Raw genomic sequence first — 24,224 nt, 5'->3', positions numbered from 1 at the left:
GGCGACGGCGGCACCGGATGACGCAGAGTCTGGCTGTCTGGTTGGTGTTGGCCGCTGCGCTGGTGGCGGCCAATCTTCCTTTTGTCTCGCAGCGTCTGCTGTTGGTGGGGCCGCGGCGTGCGACCAAGGCCTTTGCCTGGCGTCTGCTGGAACTCGTGCTGCTGTGGCTGGGCGTGATGGCGCTGGGTTTCGGCCTGGAGTCGTCGCTGGGTCAGCGCTCGCCCCAGGGCTGGGAGTTCTATGCGGCCATGGGGTGCCTGTTCCTGACCTTGGCATCGCCGGGGTTCGTCTGGCGCTATCTCCGCCGGGCGCCCGCCGCTGAGGCCCTCCATGCAGGGTGAAGACCATCTGGTCGAGACCACGGTGTCCTCGGACGAGGTGTACCGGGGTCATTTCCTGACGCTGCGGCGCGACCAGATCGCCCAGGCCGACGGGACCCGGGCCGGGCGGGAATACGTCATCCACCCGGGGGCCGTGGTCATCATTCCCCTCCTGGACGATGGCCGCCTGGTGCTGGAACGGCAGTACCGCTATCCGCTGCAGCAGGTGCTGCTGGAGTTCCCGGCTGGCAAGCTGGATCCGGGCGAATCGCGCTGGGCCGCCGCCATGCGGGAGCTGGCCGAGGAAACCGGGTTCCGCGCCCGCGAGTGGGCCTGTGCCGGTGTGCTGCACAACGCGGCCGCTTACTCCACGGAGTTCATCGAGATCTGGTTTGCCCGCGGGCTGACCGCCGGGGAGCGCCATCTGGACCCCGGGGAAGTGATCGACCTGTGCCTGATGACCGAGGACGAACTTGCCGCCTTGGCGGCCCGGGGCGAACTGACCGATGCCAAGACCCTGATCGGGTTGCTCTGGTTGCAGAACTGGCGTGCCGGACGCTGGTCGCTCCAGTGGCAAAGCGCCGACACCGGCCGGTGAGACCATGAAGGTCTGGAACCTGCGGTGTGCCCATGGGCACGGCTTCGAGGGGTGGTTTGCCTCGGAAGAGGACTATGTGCGCCAGCAGGAACAGGGGTTGTTGAGCTGCCCGCTCTGCGGTGAAGCGCAGGTGGTGCGCTCACCCAGCGCGCCCCGTCTGAACCTGTCGGGGGCTCGCGAGATGATCTCTCCGACCGGTGCAACACCACCTGCCGCCACCGCATCCACCGGTGGTGCTGCATCGGTCACCGGCGAAACGGCCGTGCACCCGACCTCCGAGCAGATGCAGCGCATCTTCCTGCAGGCTGTGCGTTCGGTGATGGCCAGCACGGAGGATGTCGGGGAGCGCTTCCCGGAGGAGGCCCGCCGCATCCACCTGGGCGAGGCACCGTCGCGCGGCATCCGCGGGCAGGCCACACCTGAGGAGCGCGAGGAATTGCGCGACGAGGGAATCGAGGTCTTCAGCCTGCCGGTGCCCGAGGCCCTCAAGGGGCCGACCCACTGACGCTGCCCCTTGCGGGCAGCCCCCCCTCGGTGGGTCAGATCACCCGGTTCGGGTTCAGGCGGTCGAGCGGATCCAGGGCCTTCTTCACGGCCTTCATCAGCCGCAGGGCGACGGGTGACTTGTACTGCGGCAGTTGCTCACGCTTGAGGGCGCCAATGCCATGTTCGGCCGAGATCGAGCCGCCAAGACGCTGCACCGCGTCGTAGACCAGGGCATTGAAGCGGTCTTCGTGCTGGGCCAGGAAGGCCGGGGCCGCTTCACCCTCCGGGGCCTGCACGTTGTAGTGCAGGTTGCCATCCCCCAGGTGGCCGAAATTGACAATCCGCACGCCCGGCACGGCCTCTTGCAGCGCCGCGTCGGTACGGCTGACGAAGGCCGGGATGGCCGAGACCGGCAGCGAGATGTCGTGCTTGATGTTGAGGCCCTCTTCGCTTTGCGCCAATGGGATCGACTCGCGCAGATGCCACAGGGCATGCGACTGGGCCAGGCTTTCCGCGACGACCGCGTCGTCGATGATGTGCTGCTCCAGGGCGGCGCCCAACACCGCCTCCAGCGCCGCCTGGGCCTGGGCGTCGTCCGGGGCCACCAGTTCCAGCAGGACCGACCAGGGCGCCTGGGGAAACGGCTGCGGGATCTGTGGAAAGTGTTTGGCGACGAGTTGCAATGCAAAGGCGCTCATGACCTCGAAGCCGGTCAGGCCGGCATCCAGGTGGTGGCGCGTCAGCTCCAGCAAGGCCACGGCCTGGGCCAGGTCGCGACAGGTGGCCAGTGCGGTGCGCCGGCCGACAGGGCGCGGATAGAGCTTGAGCGTGGCGCCGGTGATGATGCCCAGGGTGCCCTCGCTGCCGATGAACAGGTCGCGCAGGTCATAGCCGGTGTTGTCCTTGCGCAGGCCGCTCAGGCCGTTCCAGATCTCGCCGGCCGCGGTCACCACCTCCAGGCCCAGGCACAGCTCGCGCGCATTGCCATAGCGCAGCACCTGGGTGCCGCCCGCGTTGGTGGCCAGGTTGCCGCCAATGGTGCAGCTGCCTTCGGCCGCCAGGCTGAGCGGGAAGAGCAGCCCGGCCTCGTCGGCGGCCTGCTGCACCTGCTGCAGGATGCAGCCGGCGTCCACCGTCATCGTCAGGTTGGCCCGGTCGATGGCGCGGACCTGGTTGAGCCGGCACAGGCTGAGCAGGATCTGGCGCCCGCTGTCATCGGGTACGCCGCCCCCGACCAGCCCGGTGTTGCCGCCCTGGGGCACCAGGCTCACATCGTGCAAGCCGCAGGCCTGCACGACCGCGGCCACCTCCTCGGGCGTACCGGGCCGCACGACAGCCAGTGCACGGCCGTGGTAGCGCTTGCGCCAGTCGCGCTCCCAGGCGCTGAGGTCCCCTTCGGTCAGCACCTGGGCCGGGCCCAGCAGTTCGCGCAGTTCGGACAGCAGGGCCTGGCTCATGCGGTTTCTCCTTCGGCGGCCCGATGGGCCCGACGCAGGCGCCAGCGCACCTGCCAGGCACTGGCCGCGAACAGCAGCACGCACAGCAGCACCTCAATCCAGGCCAGCCAGCGGCCCAGGCCAGTGTCGCTGGTGCCGCGCACCAGGCCTTCGGCGCAATAGAGCCAGACCATCAGGCTGACCCAGCGGTAGGTGTAGAGGCGGTGGCGCCACAGGCCGGCCAGGGGCATCAGCAGCGGCAGCACCTTGAGCGCCATGGTGCGGTGGCCGGTGGGGGCCAGCCACAGTTCCCAGGCCAGACCCAGTGCAATGAGCCCGATCAGGCTGGCCAGCGCGAGGGCGCGTGTGGCGCGGGTGACGCCATCCGGCGCCAGGGTCACCAGGGAGGGCTCCGACATGTTTGGCATGATAGCTGGCATGAGCTTGAAGACCGCCCTGCGGGGCCACTGGCAGTCGCAGATCGGCTTGCTGTTCACCACCTTGCGGACCTGGCCGTGGTTCGACACCCTGCGCACCTTGCGCCAGCGCTTTCGCGAAGACCGGCTGGGCCTCAGCGCCGGCAGCCTGACCTTCACGACGCTGATCGCGCTGGTGCCCTTGCTCACGGTGATGCTGGCCCTCTTCACCGCCTTTCCGGTGTTTGGCAAGTTCCAGATGGCGCTGCAGAAGTATTTCCTGCAGAGCCTCGTGCCCGAGGCGATCGCCCGCCCGGTGCTGGCGGCGCTGACCCAGTTCGCCAGCAAGGCCAGCCGGGTCGGTGGCGTGGGGCTGCTGTTCCTGTTGGCCAGCGCGATCTCGCTGATGCTGACGATCGACCGCACGCTCAACGGCATCTGGCGGGTGCGCAAGCCTCGGCCGATCGGGCAGCGGGTGCTGGTCTATTGGGCGGCCTTGACGCTGGGGCCGCTGGTGCTGGGTGTCAGCCTGAGCCTGACCTCTTACGTGCTGTCCGCCTCCAAGGGCCTGGTCAGTGCCCTGCCAGGTGGGGTGCGGCTGGTGTTGGCTCTGCTGGAGTTCCTGCTGCAGATCGGCGGAATGGGGGCGCTGTTCTACTACGTGCCCAACACCCATGTCCGCTGGCGCCATGCGCTCGGGGGAGCCTTGTTCGTGGGTGTGACCTTCGAGCTGGCCAAGACCGGGCTGGCCTGGTACGTGACCTCGGTCGCCACCTACTCGGCGATCTATGGGGCGTTCGCCACCGCGCCGATCTTTCTGCTCTGGCTGTACCTGGTCTGGGTGATCGTGCTGTGTGGCGCGGTGATCGCCGCCTATGCGCCCAGTCTGCAAATGGGCGTGGTGCGTCAGCCGGACGTGCCGGGGCGGGCTTTCGCCTTGAGCCTGTCCGTGCTGCGGGCGCTGGACGAAGTGCGCCAGGCCGGGCGCGGCGGGCTGACCCTGGACGCTCTGTCGGCGCGGTTGCGCACCGACCCCTTGCAGATCGAGCCGGTGCTGGACACCTTGATCGCCCGCGATTGGGTGGGACGTCTGGACGAGGGCGGAGCACAGCGCCACACCCTGCTGTGCGATCCGGCCACCACCTTGGTGGCTCCCCTGGTCGACAGCCTGCTGCTGGCGCCCCAGGACGTGGTCCGGACATTCCGTCAGCGCAGCGGCGTCGAGACGCTGACGCTGGCGGAGCTGTTGCGCAGCTGACGGCGCCGCAGCCCTAGCTGACGTGGACCACGACCAGCAGGGCGCGGGCCGTCTCGGCGCTGGGGTTGCGGATCACGTGCAGCTGGTCCGCCGCGTAACGGGCGGTCTCGCCCGTGCTCAGGGCTTGGGCGTCGTCACCCGCTTCGACGCGCAGGGTGCCGGCATGCACGGTGAGGTGTTCGCGCGTGCCAGGTTCATGCGCTTCGCTGGCCAGCACGCCGCCGGGCTGCACCGTCAGCTCGTACCACTCGAACTGGCCGGCCAGCTCGATCGGCCCGAGGATGCGCAATTCGCACAGCCCGTCCGGGCTGCGCAATGAGGGGATGGCGTGCGGTGGCACTGTCACCATCGCCGGAGTGCCGCTTTCCTCGCCGCTGAGCAGTTCGGCCATCGGCACGCCCAGCGCGTTGGCCAGGCGCCAGACCACGGCCACGGTGGGGTTGGCCTGGTTGCGCTCGATCTGCGAGAGCATCGATTTCGACACCCCGGCCTGGCGTGAGAGCTCGTCCAGCGACAGGGCACGGGCCTGGCGCAGGGTGGCCAGTGTCTGGCCGACGCGGGGCGGTTCGGAAGAGGGCAGGCGCGACATCGCGGTCTTTCAGCGCGGGGGCTTGACGGAAGGGAATGGTGTCATGATACTGCACTGATGTTCGATATATCGAACAAGCAAACAATCAGTGAACACTGTGAACCATCCGTTCACCCGCCAAGGACTCCACCATGTCTGATCCCCGTGCGTCCACCGATGCCTTCTACGCCCACCTGCGCCAGGAACTGCAAACCCTGCGTGAGGACGGTCTCTACAAGAGCGAGCGCGTCCTCACCACGCCGCAGGGCGCGCTGGTGCGCACCACCGATGGCCGCGAGGTCATCAACCTGTGCGCCAACAACTACCTGGGCCTGTCCAGCCATCCGGAGGTGATCGCCGCGGCCCACGAGGCCCTGGACAGCCATGGCTACGGCCTGAGCTCGGTGCGCTTCATCTGCGGCACGCAGGATCTGCACAAGACCCTGGAAGGGCGCTTGGCCCGCTTCCTGGGCACCGAGGATGCCATCCTCTACGTGGCGGCCTTCGACGCCAACGGCGGTCTGTTCGAGCCCCTGCTGGGCGAGCAGGACGCGATCATCAGCGACACGCTCAACCACGCCTCCATCATCGACGGCATCCGTCTGTGCAAGGCCCGGCGCTGGCGCTACACCCACAACGACATGGCCGACCTGGAGCGCTGCCTGGAGGAGGCCCGTGCCGGCGGCGCACGTTTCATCCTGGTGTTCACCGACGGCGTGTTCTCGATGGACGGCACCATCGCCCAGCTCGACCGCATCCGCGCGCTGTGCGACCGCTTCGGCGCACTGCTGGGCGTGGACGAAAGCCACGCCACTGGCTTCATGGGCCGCACCGGCCGCGGCACCCACGAGCACCGCGGCATCTTCGGCAAGGTGGACATCATCACCGGCACCCTGGGCAAGGCCCTGGGCGGTGCCTCGGGCGGCTTCACCGCGGCCCGCAAGGAGGTGGTGGAACTGCTGCGCCAGCGCTCGCGCCCCTACCTGTTCTCCAACACCGTCGCGCCGTCCATCGTCGGGGCCTCGATCAAGGTGCTGGATCTGCTGGAAGCCTCCACCGCGCTGCGCGACAAGCTGGCCGACAACACGGCCTATTTCCGCCGGGCCATCGTCGAGGCCGGCTTCGAGATCAAGCCGGGCGAGCACCCCATCGTGCCCATCATGGTCTACGACGCCGTCAAGGCGCAGCAACTGGCCGCGCGCCTGCTGGAACTGGGGGTCTACGTGGTGGGCTTCTTCTACCCGGTGGTGCCGCAGGGCCAGGCCCGCATCCGCGTGCAGCTCAGCGCCGCGCACGACCGGGCCCAGCTGGAGCGTGCGGTGGCCGCCTTCGCCCAGGCCGGCCACGAGCTGGGGCTGCTGAAAGGGACCGCCCAGTGAGCGCACCCCGCATCCTGATCATCGGTGCCAACGGGCAGATTGGCACCGACCTGGCCAGCGTGCTGGCGGCGCGTCATGGCCGCGAGGCCGTGGTCACCAGCGACCTCTCGCCCCGTGGTCGCGTGCCCGGCCTGGCCCACGAGGCCCTGGACGTGACCGACGCCGCGGCCCTGACGGCCGTGGTCGAGCGTCACGGCATCACCCAGATCTACCACCTGGCGGCGGCGTTGTCGGCCCGCGGCGAGCAGCACCCGATGTGGGCCTGGGACCTGAACATGAAAGGCCTGCTCAACGTGTTGGAACTGGCCCGCACCCATCAGCTGGAGCGGGTGTTCTGGCCCAGCTCGATCGCGGCCTTCGGCCCCAGCACGCCGCGCGACCAGACGCCGCAGCAAACCGTGATGGAGCCCACCACCGTCTACGGCATCTCCAAGCTGGCGGGGGAGGGCTGGTGCGCCTGGTACCGCCGCAACCATGGCGTGGACGTGCGCACCGTGCGCTACCCCGGCCTGATCAGCTGGAAGACGGCGCCGGGCGGCGGCACCACTGACTACGCGGTGGAGATCTTCCACGAGGCGCTGCGCGCGGGCCGCTACACCAGCTTCCTGAGCCCGGACACCGCGCTGCCGATGATGTACATGGACGATGCGATTCGCGCCACGCTGGCGCTGATGGACACCCCGCTGGCGCGCCTGCCCCAGTACAAGGCCTACAACCTGGCGGGCATCAGCTTCACGCCGGCCCAGATCGCCGCGGCCATCCGGGCCGAGCTGCCCGGTTTCACGATCGACTACGCGCCGGACTTCCGCCAGGCGATCGCCGACAGCTGGCCGCGCTCGCTGGATGACGGTCAGGCCCGGGCCGACTGGGGCTGGACCCCGCGCTTCGGCCTGACCGAGATGGTGCGGGAGATGCTGGCGGCACTGTCGCCGTCGCGCGCCGCCTGAGGGCAGGCCGGCGCTGGCTCAGGCCAGCGCGTCGAGCACCGCCTGGGCCACGGCCTCAGGCTGCTCCTGCAGCATCGCATGGCCGCCGGGCACCATCCGTACATCGGCGTTCAGCACCTCCAGCAGGGCTACCGTGGCCTTGGCCGGCGTCATGCGGTCGGCGTCGGCCTGGATCAGCGTGACCGGGCAGCGCACCCGGGCTGCAGCCTCCAGCCCGCCGGTGTACCGGTCACAGAGCTGGAAGTCGTGCAGGAAGAGGTTGCCGTCGGTGCAGCCGGCCTGGGTGTGGGCCATCAGGGCCCGGCTGGCCGCGCGGGCCTCGGCCAGCGGGCCGTCGCTTTGTGCCACCGCCGCCGGGGAGTAAGAGAAGGTGTTGACCAGGTCCATGCCGGCTTCGGGCGTGGCCTCGGCCGACGCCAGCAGGGCCGGGCTGACCCGCATCGGGAAGGCCGTGCCCAGCAGCAGCAGGTGGTCGATGCGTTCCGGGGCCCGGGCGGCCAGCGCCAGCGCGATCAGCGAACCCATGCTGTGGCCGGCCACGCTCAAGCGTGCCACCCCGGCAGCGTCCGCCACCCGCAGGGCCCAGTCGGCCAGCGCGTCGATGTCCGGCTGCAGCGGGCCGGCGCTGCCGCCATGGGCGGGCAGGTCCGGCGCCAGCGCTCGGTGGCCGGCCGCTGCGCAGGCGCCGCCGAGGGCATTCCAGACGCTGTGGTCGTTCAGGGCACCGTGCAGCAGCAGCAGCGTGCGGGCGGCTGGGGCGGCGGGTTCCCAGCAGGCCAGATGGACATGGCGGTGGTCGACGGTCAGTTCCATGGGGCGGCTTCAGACGAGGGAAAACGCGGTTCCCGTGGGAGACCGCAACAAGAAAACCGGGGATTGTGTGCTATGTTGCCGGTTCAACAGCAATGGATCGGTTTCGAGGTCTGGAACAAGGAGACAACCCATGAAAGTCAGTGACATCCTGCGTGTGAAGGGCAACACGTTGTTCACCGTGTCGCCAGACCTGCCGCTGGCCGAAGCCGTCCGCACCATGGCCGACAATGACATCGGCTCCGTGGTCGTGATGGAGCACGGCGACTTGGTGGGCATGCTGACCTTCCGTGAGGTGATTGCCGCCGTGGTGGGCAACGAGATGGTCATCGGCTCGCGCCTGGTGCGCAGCGTGATGGACGATGCGCCGCTGACCTGCACACCCGAGACGGAGATCGATGAAGTGCGCCGCATGATGCTGGGGCGCCATGCCCGCTACATGCCGGTGCTCAACGGCCGCACGCTGATGGGCGTGATCTCGTTCTACGACGTGGCCAAGACGGTGGTGGAGGCCCAGGACTTCGAGAATCGCATGCTCAAGGCCTACATCCGCGACTGGCCGGGGGACGAAGCCGCTTCGTCCAGCGGCGTGGCCGCGGCCTGAGCGTCGTTCCTGCCGGTCTGAGTTTCAGACCGGTTGTGCCACCGGGGTGAAGTTGGGGTGTTCCGGGCGGGCGTGCTGCTGCGCCCAGGTCTGTAGTTCATCCGGGGGCAATGGCTTGCAGAAGCGGTAGCCCTGGACGACCTCACAGCCGTGGGACTGCAGGAAGGCGGCCTGCTCGTCGGTCTCCACGCCCTCGGCGATCGTCGTCAGCCGCAGCGCCCGGGCCATCTGGATGATGGCCTGCACGATCGCGCGGTCGTCCGGATCGGTGCCGATGTCCCGCACAAAGGACTGGTCTATCTTCAGCGTGTGGATCGGGAAGCGCTTGAGGTGACTCAGCGACGAGAAGCCGGTGCCGAAGTCGTCGATCGACAGGCGAACCCCCAGGGCATGCAGCCGGTCCATGATGGCGCGTGCCTCTTCGGGCGTGTGGGCGGCGACGCTTTCCGTCAGCTCCAGCTCCAGGCAGGCGGGCGGCAGGTTGGCTTCGCTCAGCACGCGCTGCACCAACTCGGGCAGGCCCGGGTCGCGGAACTGGGCGGCCGAGAGGTTGACGGCGACCGTGCCCGGCGATTGACCCGCCTCGATCCACTGCTTCATCTGTGACACGGCAGTGCGCATCACCCAGGCACCGATCGACAGGATCTGGCCACTGCTTTCCGCCAGCGGAATGAACTCGGCCGGGGAGATCAGACCCAGTTCGGGGTGGAACCAGCGGATCAGGGCCTCGACCCCCACCCACCGACCGGTGTGCAGGCAGATCTGCGGTTGGTAGTACAGCTGCAACTCACCCCGCTCCTCCGCCAGGCGCAGCGCGGCTTCCAGTTGCAGTTGACGCGCCGACCGGTGGGACATGTCCGCCGAATAGGTGCACCAGCGGCCCCGGCCTTCCAGCTTGGCACGGTACATGGCGGTGTCGGCGCAGCGCAGCAGGGCTTCGGGGGAGTCGGCGTCGTCCGGGCAGACGGTGACCCCGATCGAGAAGGTCAGGCTGAAGTCGTGGCCGTCGACCTGGCAGGGCTCGGCCAGACGTTCCAGCAGCTTGCTGGCCACCTGTCCGGCGCCTTCGGTGGAGGTGCCGGGCAGCAGCACCGCGAACTCGTCGCCACCCAGGCGGGCCACGGTGTCCACCTCGCGCAGGCTTTGTCGCAGCCGCTGGGCCACTTCGCGCAGGATGCCGTCACCCGCGGTATGGCCGAAGTTGTCATTGACGTGGCGCAGCTGGTTCACATCGAGGAACAGCAGCGCCAGCGGCTGGTGATGACGCTTGGACAAGGACATCGCCTGGGACATGCGGTCGACCAGCAACTGGCGGTTGGGCAGGTCGGTCAGGCCGTCAAAGTGGTCGCGGCGCAGCAGTTTCTGCTCGGCCTGGCGCACCGAGGTGATGTCATGCAGGATCACCACCACATGCCCGGGGCGCCCTTGGGTGTCGCGGCGCGCACTGAGGGAGGCCCAGGCCGTCAGAAACCCTCCCGTGCGCCGCAGGCTGTGGACCTCGCCCTGCCAGTGGCCGCAGTGGGTGAGGGCGTGGCGCATCTGGCGTGGCAGCTCGGTGTCGTCGATCAGGGGCGACAGCAGCTGGATCGACTGTCCCTGCAGATCGGTCGCCTCGAACCCGGTGATCTGGCAGAAGGCCGGGTTGGCCAGCAGGATGATCCCGCGCGGGTCGGCGATCAGCACGCCGTCGCGGGTCTGGTCGAACACGGCCGACGCCAGCTTGAGCTTGTCTTCCGTCTGTCGGCGCGCGGTGACGTCCTGCGCTTCGATCAGGATGTGGCCCTGGGGCTGGCCGGGCAGGGCGGCGACCGGGCACACGGTCAGCTCCATCGCGCGCGGCGTGCCGCCATCGTCCTTCAGCAGCAGGTCCAGCCGCGACACCCGGCCTCCCGCGGCCTGGGCCACGGCCAGACGCAGAGGCTCTTGCTGGCCCTGGGCGGCGCCCCACAGCGGATGGTGCCAAAGGGCTTCGTCACGGTGCCCGCGCTTCGGGCTGGCCGCCTGCAGCCAGCGGGCGGCGGTGCGATTGCTGCGCACCAGGCGACCCGCGGGGGTGATCAGGGCCAGGAACTGCGGGCTTTGGTCCAGCATGGCCTGCAGCAGGGCGCTGGTGTCCTCGCCCCGTCGGCGCCACCAGCGCCATGCGTTGGCCGCCAGCACCGTGCCACTGCCCAGTGCCAGGCCGGCCCACAGGCCACCGTCTCCCAGTACGGACACCGGATCTGTTTGCGCCCAGCCCGCCGCCGGCAGCAGCAGGCCCCACCCGGCCCCGGCGCGCAGGTGGCGGCACAGCATCCGCAGTGGAGGAAGGATGTTCATCGGTCGGGCGGCAAGGGACGGGGGATGTTGGGTTCTAGGGGATGTGAACACTTTCGCCGAACTGGGCCCGATCTGAACGACCGATGGGGGCGGGAAAAGCGGTGCTGTTTCACACCTTGGGCAGTTTTGTGCACCGGTCGATAAAATGGCACCTTCCCTGAACCCCCAGGGCGCGGCCCGCCCTCCAGCTTGCCGGCCCCACCGTGTCATGTCCGGCAGCACCTTTGGCGAGCTCTTCTGTGTCACCAACTTCGGCGAAAGCCACGGTCCGGCCATTGGCTGCGTGATCGACGGCTGCCCGCCGGGCCTGGCCTTGTCCGAGGCCGACATCCAGCCCGAGCTGGACCGTCGTCGCCCAGGCACCAGTCGCCACGTCACCCAGCGCAACGAGCCGGACGCGGTCGAGATCCTGTCCGGCGTGTACGAGGGCAAGACCACCGGCACGCCCATCTGTCTGCTGATCCGCAACACCGATCAGCGCAGCAAGGACTACGGCAACATCGCCCAGAGCTTCCGCCCCGGGCATGCCGACTACACCTACTGGCACAAGTACGGCATCCGCGACCCCCGGGGCGGTGGCCGCAGCTCGGCCCGCCTGACCGCGCCGATGGTGGGCGCGGGGGCCGTGGCCCGCAAGTGGCTGGCCGAGCAGTTCGGCATCCGCATCCGGGGCTGCATGACGGCCATCGGCGAGATCGACATTCCGCGCGACGACTGGTCGCAGGTGGAGCAGAACCCGTTCTTCGCCGCCACGACCAGCAAGACGGCCGAGCTGGAAGACTACATGGACGCGCTGCGCAAGAGTGGCGACTCCGTCGGGGCCCGTCTCTATGTCGAGGCCGCGGGCCTGCCGGTGGGTTGGGGCGCGCCCTTGTTCGACAAGCTCGATGCCGACATCGCCTACGCGATGATGGGCATCAACGCGGTCAAGGGCGTGGAGATCGGCGCCGGCTTCGACAGCGTGCGCCAACGCGGCAGCGAGCACGGAGATGAACTGACCCCCGAAGGTTTCATCGGCAACCACGCCGGTGGCGTGCTGGGCGGTCTCTCCACCGGGCAAGACCTCACGGTCAACATCGCGATCAAGCCGACCAGCTCGATCCGCCTGCCGCGCCGTTCGATCGACCTGCAGGGCCAGCCGGCGCAGGTCGAGACTTTCGGTCGCCACGACCCCTGCGTGGGCATCCGCGCCACGCCGATCGCCGAGGCGATGCTGGCGCTGGTGCTGATGGACCATGCGCTGCGCCACCGGGCGCAGTGCGGCGACGTGCGCGTGCCCACCCCCGACATCGCCCACGCCGCCCGAGGCTGAGCCGACCCGGTGCTGCCGCCGTTCGTCGCGGGCGGCTGCAGTTCATCCATCCCCCATGCTGTTTATCGCCTGGACTCTTGAAGTCCGAAGGCGGCCTCTACACTCCGACCGCTCCACAAGAGTGATCGAACAAAACAGGAACAGACATGCGACAACGCAGGTGGATGGGAGGTCTGGCCGCCGTGGTGGTGCTGGCCCTTCTGGTGGGAGGGCTGGTGGCGCGCAAGGCCAGGTCGACAGCCGAGGACAAGCCCAAGGAGGCGACGCTGGTTTTCACGCCGGCCGAGGTCGTGCAGCCGCAGCGCCTGGCGTTGCCAGGGCGGGTGACGTTCTCGGGGCCGCTGGTGGCGCCATCCACCGCCATCGTGCGGGCCAAGGCGGCCGGCACGCTGGTGAGTCTGCGGGTGGGCGAGGGCAGCCGGGTCCAGGCCGGTGAGTCGCTGGGGGTGATCGACCTGGCGGAACTCAACGCCCGCCTCAACGAGAAACAGGCCCAGGCCGAAGCCGCCAAGGCGCTGCTGACCCAGGCCCAGCGCAGCCACGATTCCAACCTCGGCCTGGCCGAGCAGAAGTTCATCTCGCCTGTCGCGCTGGAGAACTCCAAGGCCTCGCTGGACAGTGCCAAGGCCCAGTACCAGGCCGCGCTGGCCCAGGTGGACACTGCACGAATCCAGCTGCGCGAGGCCGCCCTGGTGGCGCCCTTCAACGGCATCGTGGCCAAGCGCCACGCGCTGCCGGGCGAGAAGGTGGCGGCCGAACAGGAGCTGCTGACCATCGTGGACCTGCGCAAGCTGGAGATGGCCGGTAGCGTGGCCACCTTCGAGGTGGGCCAACTGCATCCGGGCATGGCGGTGCAGTTGCAGGTCGAAGGGGTGGACGAACCCATCCAGGCCACCCTGGCGCGCATTGCGCCAGCGGCCGAGGCCGGCACCCGCTCGATCGGCGTTACCGTCACGCTGGACAACCCGCAGGAGCGTTTGCGGGCGGGCCAGTTCGCCACCGCGGTGGTGTTGCTGCCCTCGGGTGAACCGCGGCTGACGGTGCCCGTCACGGCCATTTCCTCGAGCTCGGGCCAGGACTATGTCTGGACCCTGGAGCAGGGCAAGCTGCTGCGTCGCACCGTGACCACCGGCCGGCGGGACGCCGCGCGTGGGCTGGTCGAGGTCAGCGATGGCCTGGCCGCGGGCACACCGGTGCTGGCGGCGCGCTTTGACAACCTGCGCGAGGGCCAGGCGGCCCGCGTGCAGGCGACGGCCCCGGCCGTGTCTGCCGCGTCTGCGGCGCAGACGCACTGACGCGTCGTCCCCTCACCGCTGGGAAGGAAGACCGTCATGTGGATGACCCGCGTCGCCATCAACAACCCCGTGTTCGCCACCATGATGATGGTGGCGGTCTGTGTGCTCGGGCTGTTCTCGTACCTGCGTCTGGGTGTCGAGCAGATGCCCGACATCAACCCGCCGGTGGTGTTCGTCTCGATCAGCTACCCCGGGGCCTCGCCCTCGGCGGTGGAGACCGAGATCACCAAGCCGGTGGAGTCGGCGCTCAACAGCATTGCCGGCGTCAAGATGATCCGCTCCAACAGCCTGGAGGGGCGCAGCGAGACGGTGGTCGAGTTCAACCTCGATGCCGACATCAGCCAGGCCAACCAGGATGTGCGCGAGAAGATCGCCGCGCTGCAGGCCTCGTTGCCCGAGGACGCCAAGGCCCCGTTCATCAGCCGTTTCGACAATGACAACGCCCAGCCCACCGTGGTGCTGGCGCTGGTGGGCCACAACCGCAGCGAACGTGAGCTGTCGCTGCTGGCCGACCAGACGGTGGTCAAACGTCTGGAGCGGGCCGAGGGCGTGGCCCGCGTGGTCGCCAGCGGCCTGAACGTGCGCCAGGTGCGGGTGGAGCTGGACCCGGCGCGCCTGCGAGCGGCCGCACTCACCCCGGCCGATGTGGCCGCCGCGCTCAAGCGCAGCAATGCCGACGAGCCGGTGGGCCTGGTCAGCAACGGCACGGTCGATGCCATCGTGCGGGTGGAGGGCCGGGTGCGCGATCCCAAGGACTTCGCGCAGATCGTCGTGGCCCGCACCGGCAACGGCGTGACCACGCTGGGCGACCTGGGCCAGGTGGTCGAGACCGACCGGGAGGCCGAGTCGATGTCGCGCGTGAACGGCGACCCGGCCATCACGCTGCAGGTCTACAAGCAGAAGGACGCCAACATCGTCCGGGCGGGGGAATCGATCAAGGAGGCGGTGGAGGGCATGCAGGGCAGCATGCCGCCGGGCGTGGAACTGCGCATCATCTACGCCAACAGCGACTGGGTGCAGGACTCGCTGCATGGGGTGCAGCGCACGCTGATCGAGGGTGCGCTGCTGACGGTGGCCATCGTCTTCCTGTTCCTGCAGAGTTGGCGTTCCACCGTCATCACCGGCCTGACGCTGCCGATCTCGGTGATCGCCAGCTTCATCGCGGTCTATGCCTTCGGCTTCACGCTGAATTTCATGACCATGATGGCGCTGTCGCTGTGCATCGGCCTGCTGATCGACGACGCCATCGTGGTGCGCGAGAACATCGTGCGCCATGTCGGCATGGGCAAGGACCACCTCACGGCGTCGCGCCAGGGCACCGAGGAGATCGGCCTGGCGGTGATGGCCACCACCTTCGCCATCTGCGCGGTGTTCGTGCCGGTCGCCTTCATGAAGGGCATCGTCGGCAAGTTCTTCTACCCCTTCGGCATCACGGTCACGGTGGCCGTGCTGGTCAGTCTGTTCGTCAGCTTCACGCTGGACCCGATGCTGTCCTCGGTCTGGCCCGATCCGCCCACCGACCGCTTTCGACGCCTGCCAGTGATCCGCCACTTGCTGGCGGCGGTGGACTGGGGCATGGACGTGCTGCACGACGCCTACGCCGCGCTGGTGGATTGGGCCTTCAGCTCGCGCCGCTACCGGTTGTGGCTGCCGCCGGTGCCGGTCTGGGCCCATCCGCGCGATGCACAAGGCAAGCTGGACCGCCAGGCGCCCCGGCGCCTGCGCTGGGCCACGGTCACGCCGCGGGGCCTGGTGTTGTGGCTGGCGGGGCTGTCGCTGGTGGTGGCCCTGATGCTGGCGCCCCTGATCGGGGCTGAGACCATCCCGCAGACCGACCAGGGCTTCACCCAGGTGCAGGTCAAGCTGCCGGTGGGCAGCAGCCTGGAGCGTTCCAACCAGAAGATCCACCAGGTCGAAACCATCATCCGTGCCAAGTTTCCGGAAGTGGAGTCGATGAGCACCACCGTGGGCGGCGAGGATGGCCGCAACACCGCCGGCATCGGCCTGGTGCTCAAGCCCAAGGCCCAGCGCCACCGCAGCCAGAAGGAGATTGAGGACGCCTTGCGCAGCGAACTGGCCTCGGTGCCCGGCATCCAGATCATCCTGGGCTGGGACCGGCCGATCAACGTGGCCATCCTGGGGCCGGATCCGAACGTGCTCAACCAGATCACCACCGACCTGAGCGAGAAGGTCAAGAAGATCCGCGGCATCACCGACCTGCAGAGCTCGGTGGAACCCGGCGTGCCGGCCTATGCCGTGCGCATCAAGCCCAGCGCCGTGCGTGAACTGGGGCTCAGCACCACCCAGGTGGCCACCGCGCTGCGCACCTACGTCAATGGCGATGTGGCCAGCTACTGGACCACGCCGGACGGCGAGCAGGTGGAGGTCTTGCTGCGCCTGAACAGCCAGGACCGTCAGCAGGTGGCCCAGCTGCGCCAGCTGCCGGTGGCCTATGCCAAGGACGGCACGCCCATCCCGCTGGAGCGGGTGGTGTCGGTCGAGCCGGTGGAGAACCCGCTGGTCATCAAGCGCCAGAACCTGGAGCGCCGCCAGGCCATCTACGCCGGGGTGGACCATGCCTCCGGCCGGGCCGTGGGCGACGTGAGCGCCGATGTGCAGAAGCTCATCAAGGCCACCGTGCTGCCGCCGGGCTACCGCTTCGACGTGGGTGGTCAGGCCAAGGAGCAGGGTGAGATCTTCGGCAACATGGTGGCTGCGCTGGCCCTGGCGGTGGTGTTCATCTACATCGTGCTGGCCAGCCAGTTCGGCAGCTTTCTGCAGCCGCTGGCGATCATGGCCTCGCTGCCGCTGTCACTCATCGGCGTGATGCTGGCGCTGCTGCTCACGCACTCGACCATCAACCTGTTCTCGCTGATCGGCCTGATCATGCTGATGGGCCTGGTGACCAAGAACGCCATCCTGCTGGTGGACTTCGCCAACCACGCGGTGCGGGCCGGCCAGAGCGTGGCCGAGGCGGTGAAGGAGGCCGGCCTGATCCGGATGCGGCCGATCATCATGACCACCGCGGCCATGGTGTTCGGCATGCTGCCGATGGCGCTGGCCTTCAACGAGGGCGGCGAGATCCAGGCCCCGATGGGCCGCGCCATCATCGGTGGTGTGCTCACCTCCACCCTGTTGACGCTGCTGGTGGTGCCGGTGATCTACAGCTATCTGGTGCGGCCCGAGGCGCTGCGCCGGGCGGCGCAGCGTGAGGCCCGGTTGCACGAGCCCGACGAGGGCGCCGTCTCAGGCGAGCAAAGCCTGGGGCACTGAGCTGCCGACACGGCCGGCGGCAGCGGTCGGCCTGTCGCCAGCGGCCAGAGATCCGGCAGCGCCTGCGGCGCTGGTGCTGCGGTAGATGCCGCAGCCCAGCAGCAGCCGGTCGTTCAGGGCGACCACGTAGCTGGCCTTGGGCTGCACCTGGCCGGTTTCCGGGTTGATGATGTCGTACTCGACCCAGTGCTGGCCATGGCCGCCGGCAGCAGCCCAGGCCTCGCGCACGAAACGGTCGCCATCAATCCCCGGGAGCTCGTGCACGCGGTGGCCGTTCATGGCTGGCTTCAGGCCGTGCACCAGGTAGCGGCCCTCGCGGTCCACGATGAAGATGTAGAGATCGCGGTCAATGTAGCCCCCGTTGGGCTGCGAGAAGGTGCGGATCGCCCCCTCCAGGCCTTGTTGGGTCACCAGCGCGTGGGCGCGTTCCACCAGGGCGCAGGCCTCGTCGGCGCTGCCCTGGCGCAGGCGGATCGAGGCCACTGCTTCGCTGAGGGCCTGGGCGCGCCGCACCAGTTCGGCGGCGTCCTCGGCGGCCTCCTCCACCATCGCCGCGTTCTGCACTGTGATGTCTTCCAGGGCGCCGACGGTCTTGGTGACTTCAGCCAGGCCCACGCTTTGCTGGGTGCTGGCCTCGGCGATCATGCGCAGCTGGTCGGAGACATTGCGCACACCGCCCACGACCTGGTCGAGCGTGTGGCCCACCGACTGGATCCGGGTGACCGAGCGCGCCACCTCCTCACCGGATTGACCGATCAGCGTGCGGATCTCGGCCGCGGCCGCCGCGCTGCGTTGGGCCAGTTGGCGCACTTCGGTGGCCACCACGGCAAATCCGCGTCCAGCTTCGCCGGCCCGGGCCGCCTCCACCGCGGCGTTCAAGGCCAGGATGTTGGTCTGGAAGGCGATGCCGTCGATCACGCTGATGATCTCGCCCACGCGCCGGGAACTGGTCTCCAGCGAGCCCATCGCCCCCACGGTGGCCTGCATGGCCTCACCGCCGGCTTCGGCCTGCTCGCGCAGGGCCTGGGTCAGATGGTCCAGCTCCTGGGCGGCCTGGGCGTTGTTCGTGACCGCCTGGCTGAGCTGGCTCACGGTGGCCATGGTCTGGCGCAGGCTGGTGGCCTGGGCCTCGGTGCGCTCGGCCAGGGCATTGCCCCGGGTGGCGGCCTGCTGGCCGGAATAGCCCACCCGCACCGCGCTGCTCCGGATGTCGGCCACCATGGCCGACAGGTGTGAGGACATGGCCTCAACCCCCCGGCCGATGTCCGCCAGCTCGTCCCGGCCCTCGACCTGCACGGCCTGGGACATGTCGCCCCCGGCCATCGACTTCACGCCCCGCTGCACCACCCGCAAGGCGCCGATGAAGCTGCGGTAGAAGCTCAGGCTGAGGTAGACCATCAGCAGCAGGCCGACCATGCTGGCACCGAGTTGCACCCGCTGCAGGGACAACAGTCTCTGTTCACGTGCCTGCAGTCGACGGGTCAGCTCCTGGGCCGCCGCCTCCTGGAAGCCGCGCACTGCGTCGATGGCGCTGCTCGCCTCGCGGAAGTAGCTGTCGGCATCCCCCTGCAGGGTGTCCGCGGCGAAGCGCTGCGCCAGCTGCCGGGCCAGCGTCTCGGTGCGCTGACGGGCCTGCTCCCAATGGGCCGGGGCCGGCACGCCGGCCCGTTCCAGGGCGGCGACCGAGAACTGCAGGTCCTTCAGCATCTCGCTGAGGGAGGCGGCCCGGCTCAGCAGCTGGGCCCGCTCTGTCGGCGTGGCCTGGCCGCTGGCCAGCAGGCCGGCGCCCTGGCCCCGCACCTGCCCCAGGGCCTCGCTCCAGGGCAACACCTGCTGGGTGGCCAGCGTCATCAGGAAATAGGTGTCCGCTTCCGGGTCCAGCAGCAGCTGCGAGCGCTCGGCGATCTGCATGGCCAGCAGGCGCAGGGCCTCCACCTGGGCGGTGTGGGTGGCAAAGACCGTGGCCGGCGTGCCCTGCGGCGTGGCCGTGGCCAGGGCGGTCAGCCCCGGCCGCAGGGCCTGCCATTCGGCGAGGACCGAATAGCGGCCCGGCAGTGCCAGGGCCTGCTCCAGGGCGGCCAGCCGATCCTGCAGGCGCCCGGTGCTCTGGGCCAGCGGGGCGCGTGCCGCCGTGTCGCCGCGCAGCACCCGGTTGGCCAGACCGCGGTGCACCTGCAACTCGAACAGCGCCTCCGACAAGGGCGCCACCTGGGCAATGCCCTGGTGCTCCGCGCGGACGGTTTCGATGCGGGCCTGGTTGTCCAGCCCGGCGGTGATGACGCTCACCAGCAGGGGAATCAACAGCATGGCACCCAGCAAGGTCAGTTTGACGGGCATGCGCAGGCGGCGCATCAGATGATTGCCGGCCCGCAGAGGGGATTGAAAGATGGCCATGGTTTGACTTCCTCGGATCGCGCAGTGGTCTCCGGCCCCGATGTTGGGGGAGTCAGAAAAACCTGAGTCGCCGGATCAGCAGGGGATCGGCCGCGGAGATGCTTCGGTTGATCCGGGAAAGCACGAATGGCCTGGCGGATGTGCGTTGTTGCACGAAAGGTTGCCTGGCAATTTGTCACAATCGGCGTCGCCGTACCGTCATGACCAGCCCTCTCTCCCTTCACCGCCTGCTGCTGGCGGGTCTGTCCGCCGCCGCCGTTCTGACCGTCCCCGTGGCGCGGGCTGCCACCTCCGAGGCGTTCGTGATCGGGGGCTCGGCCACGCTGCGCAAGATCCACGACACCGGTCTGATCACGCTGGGCTACCGGCTGTCCTCACCACCGTTCTCCTACCTGGATGCCGACCGTCAGCCGGTGGGCTACAGCGTGGACCTGTGCCGCAGGGTGGTGGTGGCCGTGCGCCAGCGGCTGGCGCTGCCGGACCTGGAGGTGCGGATGATGGCGGTCAGCTCCGCCACCCGGCTGCCGCTGGTGGCCAACGGCACCGTGGACATGGAGTGCGGTGTCACCACGCACAACGTGGAGCGCGAGCGCACGGCGGCGTTTTCGGTGACCTTCTTCGTGGCCAGCAGCAAGCTGCTGTCGCGCCGCGATGCCCCGGTGCTGAGCCTGGACGACCTGCGTGGCCGCCCGGTGGCCACCACCCTGGCCACCACCAGCATCCAGTACCTGCAGGCGGAAAACCAGCGGCGCGGGCTGGACATGAAGATCCTCGCCGGTCTGTATGACATTGAGGGCTTCCGCATGGTCACCACGCGTCGCGCTGCCGCCTACGCCATGGACGACGTGCTGCTGCAGAGCCTGCTGGCCGATGCCCCCGACGCGGCCGACTACATGATCGCTCCGACCCCGTTGACCAGCGAGCCCTATGCGATCGCGTTGCGCAAGGGGGATGCGGTCTTCAAGCGCCTGGTGGACGACGTGCTGGTGGGCCTCTACCGCAGCGGCGAGATTCAGGCCATCTATGCCAAGTGGTTCCTGCAGCCCATCCCGCCGCGTGGTGTGATCCTGCAGCTGCCGATGAGCCCGGCCCTCAAGCGGGTGGTGGCCCACCCGACCGATTCCCCGGACCCTGCCGTCTACCGCTGAAACCGGCGGGTCCGCTCAGCGGAACTGGCCCGGGTCGATGCCGTGCCGGTGCAGCTTGTCGTAGAGCGTTTTCTTGGGTGTGCCCAGCTGTGCCATCACGTCCTGCATGCGCCCCTGGCAGCGCCGCAGGGCCTGCTCGATCAGCGCCTTCTCCACCTTGTCCATCTGCTGGGCCAGGGTGACGGGGTCGCTGCTGGCGCCGGCCAGCAGTTCGCCCAGGTCGCCCTCCAGCAGGAAGCGGTCGGCCGCATTGCGGATCTCGCGCACATTGCCCGGCCAGTCGTGGGCCATCAGGTCGCGCAGTCGCTCGGGGCTCAGTTCGGGGGCCTCCAGTTCATAGCGCTCGGTCGCCTGGCCGACGAAGTACTCGAACAGCAGCGGAATGTCCTCGCGCCGTTCGCGCAGCGGCGGCAGCTGCACCTGGGCCACGTTGAGCCGGTAGTACAGGTCGGCCCGGAATTTCTGCTGCTCGCTCAGCGCGCGCAGATCGCACTTGGTGGCGGCCACCACCCGCAGGTTGATCGACAGCTCGTCGTTCGAGCCCAGACGCTCCAGCTTGCGTTCCTGCAGCACCCGCAGCAGCTTGATCTGCATGGCCATCGGCATCGACTCGATCTCGTCGAGCAGCAGGGTGCCACCGTTGGCATGCTCGATCTTGCCGATGCGGCGTTTGGCGGCCGAGGTGAAGGCCCCTTGCTCATGGCCGAACAGTTCGCTCTCGAACAGGGTCTCGGGCAGACCACCGCAGTTGATCGCGACGAAGTTGCGGTCGCGGCGGTTGCTCTGGTCGTGCAGGCAGCGGGCCACCAGCTCCTTGCCGGTGCCGGTCTCGCCCAGGATCATCACGTCGGCCGAGGTGGCCGCCAGGCGCAGCACCTTGCGGCGCACCTCCTGCATGGCCGCCGAATGGCCCAGCAGCACCGACTCGATGCCGATGCGGTGCTGCAACTGGGCGCGCAGGTCGTCCAGTGCCACGCGCATCACCCGCTTGTCCAGCGCGCGGATGGCGGTCTCGACGAAGCGTTCGGGGTCGAAGGGCTTTTCGATGAAGTCGTAGGCGCCGGCCCGCATGGCCCGCACCGCCATCGAGATGTCGCCATGCGCGGTCACCACCACCACCGGAATGCCGGCGTCGATCTGCTGCACCTTCTCCAGCAGTGTCAGGCCGTCCATGCGCGGCAGGCGCACATCGGTGATGACGATGGCCTGGGCGCCTTCGGTGATGTGGGGCAGGGCGTCCTCGGCCGTGCCGAAGGCCTGCACCGCGAGACCGGACAACTCCAGCGTTTGCGCCACGCTGGAGCGTACCGGCGGATCGTCCTCGATGTAGAGAACCTGAAATCCGTCAAACATGTTCATCCTTTTGCGGGTTCACCGGCCCGCGCGGCGCCGGCGGCTGGCCGGGCGCCTCGGCGGCCAGATCGAATTCGAAACACATGCCTTGGGCGGTGCGGCGGGCGCGCAGCGTACCGCCGAATTCCCGCACGATCTTGGCCGAAATCACCAGGCCCAGGCCCAGGCCCTGACCGGCGGGTTTGGTGGTGTAGAAGGGCTCGAAGAGGTGATCCATCTGGGCTTCGGGGATGCCCGGGCCGTTGTCTTCCACCTGCAGCCAGACCCGGTCGCCCTCGCGGTGGGCCCGGAAGCTCAGGCGGGCTTCCTCGCTGCCGGCCATGGCGTCCAGTGCATTGCCGGCCAGGTTCAGCAGCACCTGCTCCAGCCGGTTGGTGTCACCCAGGGCGGACAGGCCTTCGGGCACGTCCTGCACCACGCGCACCTCCTCGTGGCGCAGCCGGTGGTCCAGCATCAGCAGCACGTTGCGCACCGCGCCGGCCAGGGCCACGGGCTGGTGGCGCAGGCTGTCCTTGCGGGCGAAGGACTTCAGCTGCGAGACGATGCGTCCCATGCGCTCGGCCATCTCGTCGATGGTGCGCAGGTTGGTGGCTACATCGGGCTGGCGGCCGGCCTCCAGCAGGCGCAGGCTGTTGCGTGAGAGCACCCGCAGTGCCGTCAGGGGCTGGTTGATCTCGTGCGAGATGCCGGTGGACATCTGTCCCAGCACCGCCAGCTTGCTGGCCTGCAGCAGTTCATCCTCGGCCAGCACGCGCTGGGCGATCTGGCGCTTGAGTTCATCGTTGGCGGTGCGCAGCTGCGTGGTGCGCAGGTCCACCTGCCGTTCCAGTTGGTCGTGCGCCTGCTGCAGGGCGTTGCGGGCTTGCAGCAGCTGGCGCACCGCGCGCCGCCGGTGCAGCGCGTAGAGCAGCAGACTGCCCGCCAGAGCGCCAGCAGCGCCGCCGCCCCAGGCCGCGGTGCGCGCCTGGCGCCAGACCTCGGACGGGTCCGACAGGCTCAGCAGCCGCCCCCCCAGTGCCACCAGGGCCCGTTCCTGTCGCAGCAGCCGTGCCGGCATCGGTTGGCTGGTGGGCGGTACCCGCACCAGGCTGACCGTGGGCGAGATCTGGCGATCGATGGCCAGGGCCAGGGTGCCCACGGCATGCGGCGGGGCCGACAGCGGGCCGATCTGACCAGGGTCGGGGGCCAGCCAGCGGTACTTCCAGTCGGGCACCGAGGTGATGACCACGGTGTCGCGCTCGTCCAGCACCAGCAGCCGCTCGCTCTGCGAGCGGGCACCCAGGTCCACCCAGGTGGCCTCCAGCGGCGACAGGTTGAGCTTGAGCACCACCCGGCCACGGGTGATTCCCTGCAGAACGATGGGGTGCACAAACAGATAGTCGGTGCTGCCATCCACCGGGTTGCGTGCGAAGTGGTCCGAGGGCTGGGCCAGGTCCCGCGCCGGGGTGTCGCCGCCGTTCGGGGCGCTGGTGGCCAGCAAACGGCCCTCGGCGTCCGTCACCATTGCCTCGGTGGCCCCGGCGCGCACACCAATGCGGGCCAGCGTCAGCCGGGCGGCCTCCCGGGCCTGCGGCGACTCGGGGTGCAACAGCATCGCACGCACATCGGCATCGGCCGCGATCAGGCTGGGCAGGTAGGCGTAGCGGGCCAGCTCGGCTTCCAGTGTGGCGGCATAGAGCTCCAGCCGTTCATTGGCCACCGCCGCCAGGTTGTCCAGGCCGGCGCGCTCGTTCCAGCGGTAGCCCACCCAACTGCCCAGCCCCACCAGGGCCAGGACACCCAGGGCCACGGTGCCCGTGCGCAGCAGGCGCAAGGGCCAGGGCGCCATGTCGGCGGTATCCAGCGGAGGACTTGGTTCGGACATCAGGGTGCGTAGTGTGCCCAAAGCCGAGGCCTCCGGAGCGGGTCTCCCGTGGGCAAGCAGCCCGCCGGGCGTCACAGCGGGTGGTGGTGGTGTGGAAAACCGCACTCATGCCAAAAATTGGGTGCGGAAAGTCACCCGATGGCCGCACGAGGGGCGTGCAGAAGAGGGCACCGAAGCGGGGCCAAATGCCGAACTTGCGCGGTTGGGCTCAGGGTTATCCATGAACCATGTTGGTGCAAACCCCAGCTGGCACAGGCTGTGCGATATGACCTTGCATTGCAGGACGCGGTTCGCCGCTCAACAACAGGGTTCATTGAATGGATATCTTCGTTCAACAGATCATCAATGGTTTGGTGCTGGGGAGCATGTACGCTCTGGTGGCGCTGGGCTACACGATGGTGTACGGGATCATCAGCCTGATCAACTTTGCGCACGGCGAAGTGC

20 protein-coding genes are annotated in these 24,224 nt (G+C 68.9%); 12 read left to right on the top strand and 8 right to left on the bottom strand.

Going from position 1 to position 24,224, the window contains the following annotated elements:
- Window positions 1–17: 17 nt before the first annotated feature.
- From KGA65_RS12790 to KGA65_RS12780, 3 genes are read left to right on the top strand one after another with little or no spacing between them, the layout of a single operon-like run.
- Window positions 18–341 (top strand): DUF2818 family protein, encoded by a 324-nt coding sequence (locus tag KGA65_RS12790; RefSeq protein ID WP_225863518.1) that lies wholly within the window; start codon window positions 18–20, stop codon window positions 339–341.
- On the top strand, window positions 331–918 hold the full coding sequence (locus KGA65_RS12785) for an NUDIX domain-containing protein (RefSeq protein ID WP_225863517.1): 588 nt from the start codon (window positions 331–333) through the stop codon (window positions 916–918). Before KGA65_RS12790 ends, KGA65_RS12785 begins: the two co-directional genes overlap by 11 nt.
- A gap of 4 nt (window positions 919–922) precedes the next feature.
- Entirely contained in the window at window positions 923–1,423 is a 501-nt protein-coding gene (locus tag KGA65_RS12780; protein WP_225863516.1) for a DUF1178 family protein, read from the top strand.
- 34 nt (window positions 1,424–1,457) lie between these two features.
- On the opposite strand, the gene KGA65_RS12775 is transcribed toward KGA65_RS12780, so the two are convergent.
- Window positions 1,458–2,861 carry an FAD-binding oxidoreductase gene (locus KGA65_RS12775; protein ID WP_225863515.1) on the bottom strand — a complete coding sequence of 468 codons (1,404 nt, stop codon included), beginning with the start codon at window positions 2,859–2,861 and terminating at the stop codon, window positions 1,458–1,460.
- Window positions 2,858–3,259, bottom strand: coding sequence for a DUF2069 domain-containing protein (locus tag KGA65_RS12770; RefSeq protein WP_225863514.1), 402 nt, complete (start codon window positions 3,257–3,259; stop codon window positions 2,858–2,860). Before KGA65_RS12770 ends, KGA65_RS12775 begins: the two co-directional genes overlap by 4 nt.
- A 19-nt stretch (window positions 3,260–3,278) precedes the next feature.
- On the opposite strand from KGA65_RS12770, the gene KGA65_RS12765 reads away from it, so the two are divergent.
- Entirely contained in the window at window positions 3,279–4,514 is a 1,236-nt protein-coding gene (locus tag KGA65_RS12765; protein ID WP_225863513.1) for a YihY family inner membrane protein, read from the top strand.
- Window positions 4,515–4,527: 13 nt separating this feature from the next.
- Here the strand turns inward: KGA65_RS12765 and KGA65_RS12760 are convergent, their stop codons facing one another.
- Window positions 4,528–5,103, bottom strand: coding sequence for a helix-turn-helix domain-containing protein (locus tag KGA65_RS12760; protein ID WP_225863512.1), 576 nt, complete (start codon window positions 5,101–5,103; stop codon window positions 4,528–4,530).
- A 131-nt stretch (window positions 5,104–5,234) separates the two neighbouring features.
- Here KGA65_RS12760 and kbl point away from each other — a divergent pair, with 131 nt between their 5' ends.
- Both kbl and KGA65_RS12750 read left to right on the top strand, forming a co-directional pair.
- Window positions 5,235–6,461: a glycine C-acetyltransferase gene (gene kbl, locus KGA65_RS12755; RefSeq protein WP_225863511.1), complete on the top strand. Its 1,227-nt coding sequence runs from the start codon at window positions 5,235–5,237 to the stop codon at window positions 6,459–6,461.
- Complete coding sequence (locus KGA65_RS12750; protein ID WP_225863510.1) at window positions 6,458–7,408, top strand: NAD-dependent epimerase/dehydratase family protein; 951 nt, start codon at window positions 6,458–6,460, stop codon at window positions 7,406–7,408. Before kbl ends, KGA65_RS12750 begins: the two co-directional genes overlap by 4 nt.
- Window positions 7,409–7,426: 18 nt before the next feature.
- Here the strand turns inward: KGA65_RS12750 and KGA65_RS12745 are convergent, their stop codons facing one another.
- On the bottom strand, window positions 7,427–8,221 hold the full coding sequence (locus KGA65_RS12745; protein WP_225863509.1) for an alpha/beta fold hydrolase: 795 nt from the start codon (window positions 8,219–8,221) through the stop codon (window positions 7,427–7,429).
- 130 nt (window positions 8,222–8,351) lie between these two features.
- Here KGA65_RS12745 and KGA65_RS12740 point away from each other — a divergent pair, with 130 nt between their 5' ends.
- A complete protein-coding gene (locus tag KGA65_RS12740) occupies window positions 8,352–8,822 on the top strand; it encodes a CBS domain-containing protein (RefSeq protein ID WP_225863508.1) in 471 nt (156 codons plus the stop codon).
- A gap of 24 nt (window positions 8,823–8,846) precedes the next feature.
- Here the strand turns inward: KGA65_RS12740 and KGA65_RS12735 are convergent, their stop codons facing one another.
- Window positions 8,847–11,141 (bottom strand): putative bifunctional diguanylate cyclase/phosphodiesterase, encoded by a 2,295-nt coding sequence (locus tag KGA65_RS12735; RefSeq protein WP_225863507.1) that lies wholly within the window; start codon window positions 11,139–11,141, stop codon window positions 8,847–8,849.
- Window positions 11,142–11,349: 208 nt separating this feature from the next.
- Between KGA65_RS12735 and aroC the strand changes: the two genes are divergently transcribed.
- From aroC to KGA65_RS12720, 3 genes are all read left to right on the top strand, one after another.
- Window positions 11,350–12,453 carry a chorismate synthase gene (gene aroC / locus KGA65_RS12730; RefSeq protein ID WP_225863506.1) on the top strand — a complete coding sequence of 368 codons (1,104 nt, stop codon included), beginning with the start codon at window positions 11,350–11,352 and terminating at the stop codon, window positions 12,451–12,453.
- Window positions 12,454–12,599: 146 nt separating this feature from the next.
- Window positions 12,600–13,748, top strand: coding sequence for an efflux RND transporter periplasmic adaptor subunit (locus KGA65_RS12725; protein ID WP_225863505.1), 1,149 nt, complete (start codon window positions 12,600–12,602; stop codon window positions 13,746–13,748).
- Window positions 13,749–13,784: 36 nt separating this feature from the next.
- Complete coding sequence (locus tag KGA65_RS12720) at window positions 13,785–17,021, top strand: efflux RND transporter permease subunit (protein ID WP_225863504.1); 3,237 nt, start codon at window positions 13,785–13,787, stop codon at window positions 17,019–17,021.
- Here KGA65_RS12720 and KGA65_RS12715 read toward each other — a convergent pair.
- Window positions 16,995–19,415, bottom strand: a complete 2,421-nt coding sequence (locus KGA65_RS12715) for a methyl-accepting chemotaxis protein (protein ID WP_225863503.1) — start codon at window positions 19,413–19,415, stop codon at window positions 16,995–16,997. The two genes, KGA65_RS12720 and KGA65_RS12715, sit on opposite strands and share 27 nt — an antisense overlap.
- Window positions 19,416–19,615: 200 nt before the next feature.
- Between KGA65_RS12715 and KGA65_RS12710 the strand changes: the two genes are divergently transcribed.
- Window positions 19,616–20,563 carry an amino acid ABC transporter substrate-binding protein gene (locus KGA65_RS12710; RefSeq protein ID WP_225863502.1) on the top strand — a complete coding sequence of 316 codons (948 nt, stop codon included), beginning with the start codon at window positions 19,616–19,618 and terminating at the stop codon, window positions 20,561–20,563.
- Window positions 20,564–20,578: 15 nt separating this feature from the next.
- On the opposite strand, the gene KGA65_RS12705 is transcribed toward KGA65_RS12710, so the two are convergent.
- Together KGA65_RS12705 and KGA65_RS12700 are read right to left on the bottom strand one after the other, a co-directional pair.
- Entirely contained in the window at window positions 20,579–21,916 is a 1,338-nt protein-coding gene (locus KGA65_RS12705) for a sigma-54-dependent transcriptional regulator (RefSeq protein WP_225863501.1), read from the bottom strand.
- Window positions 21,909–23,744, bottom strand: a complete 1,836-nt coding sequence (locus KGA65_RS12700) for a sensor histidine kinase (protein ID WP_225863500.1) — start codon at window positions 23,742–23,744, stop codon at window positions 21,909–21,911. The genes KGA65_RS12705 and KGA65_RS12700 overlap by 8 nt, the downstream gene beginning before the upstream one ends.
- 353 nt (window positions 23,745–24,097) lie before the next feature.
- Here KGA65_RS12700 and KGA65_RS12695 point away from each other — a divergent pair.
- On the top strand, window positions 24,098–24,224 hold a 127-nt coding region (locus KGA65_RS12695), incomplete at its 3' end, for an ABC transporter permease subunit (RefSeq protein ID WP_445666955.1).

This window comes from Ideonella benzenivorans (assembly GCF_020387415.1).
Lineage (GTDB): Bacteria > Pseudomonadota > Gammaproteobacteria > Burkholderiales > Burkholderiaceae_C > Ideonella > Ideonella benzenivorans.
Note: the sequence above shows the minus strand (reverse complement) of the source record. Positions and strands in the feature narration are given on the sequence as shown.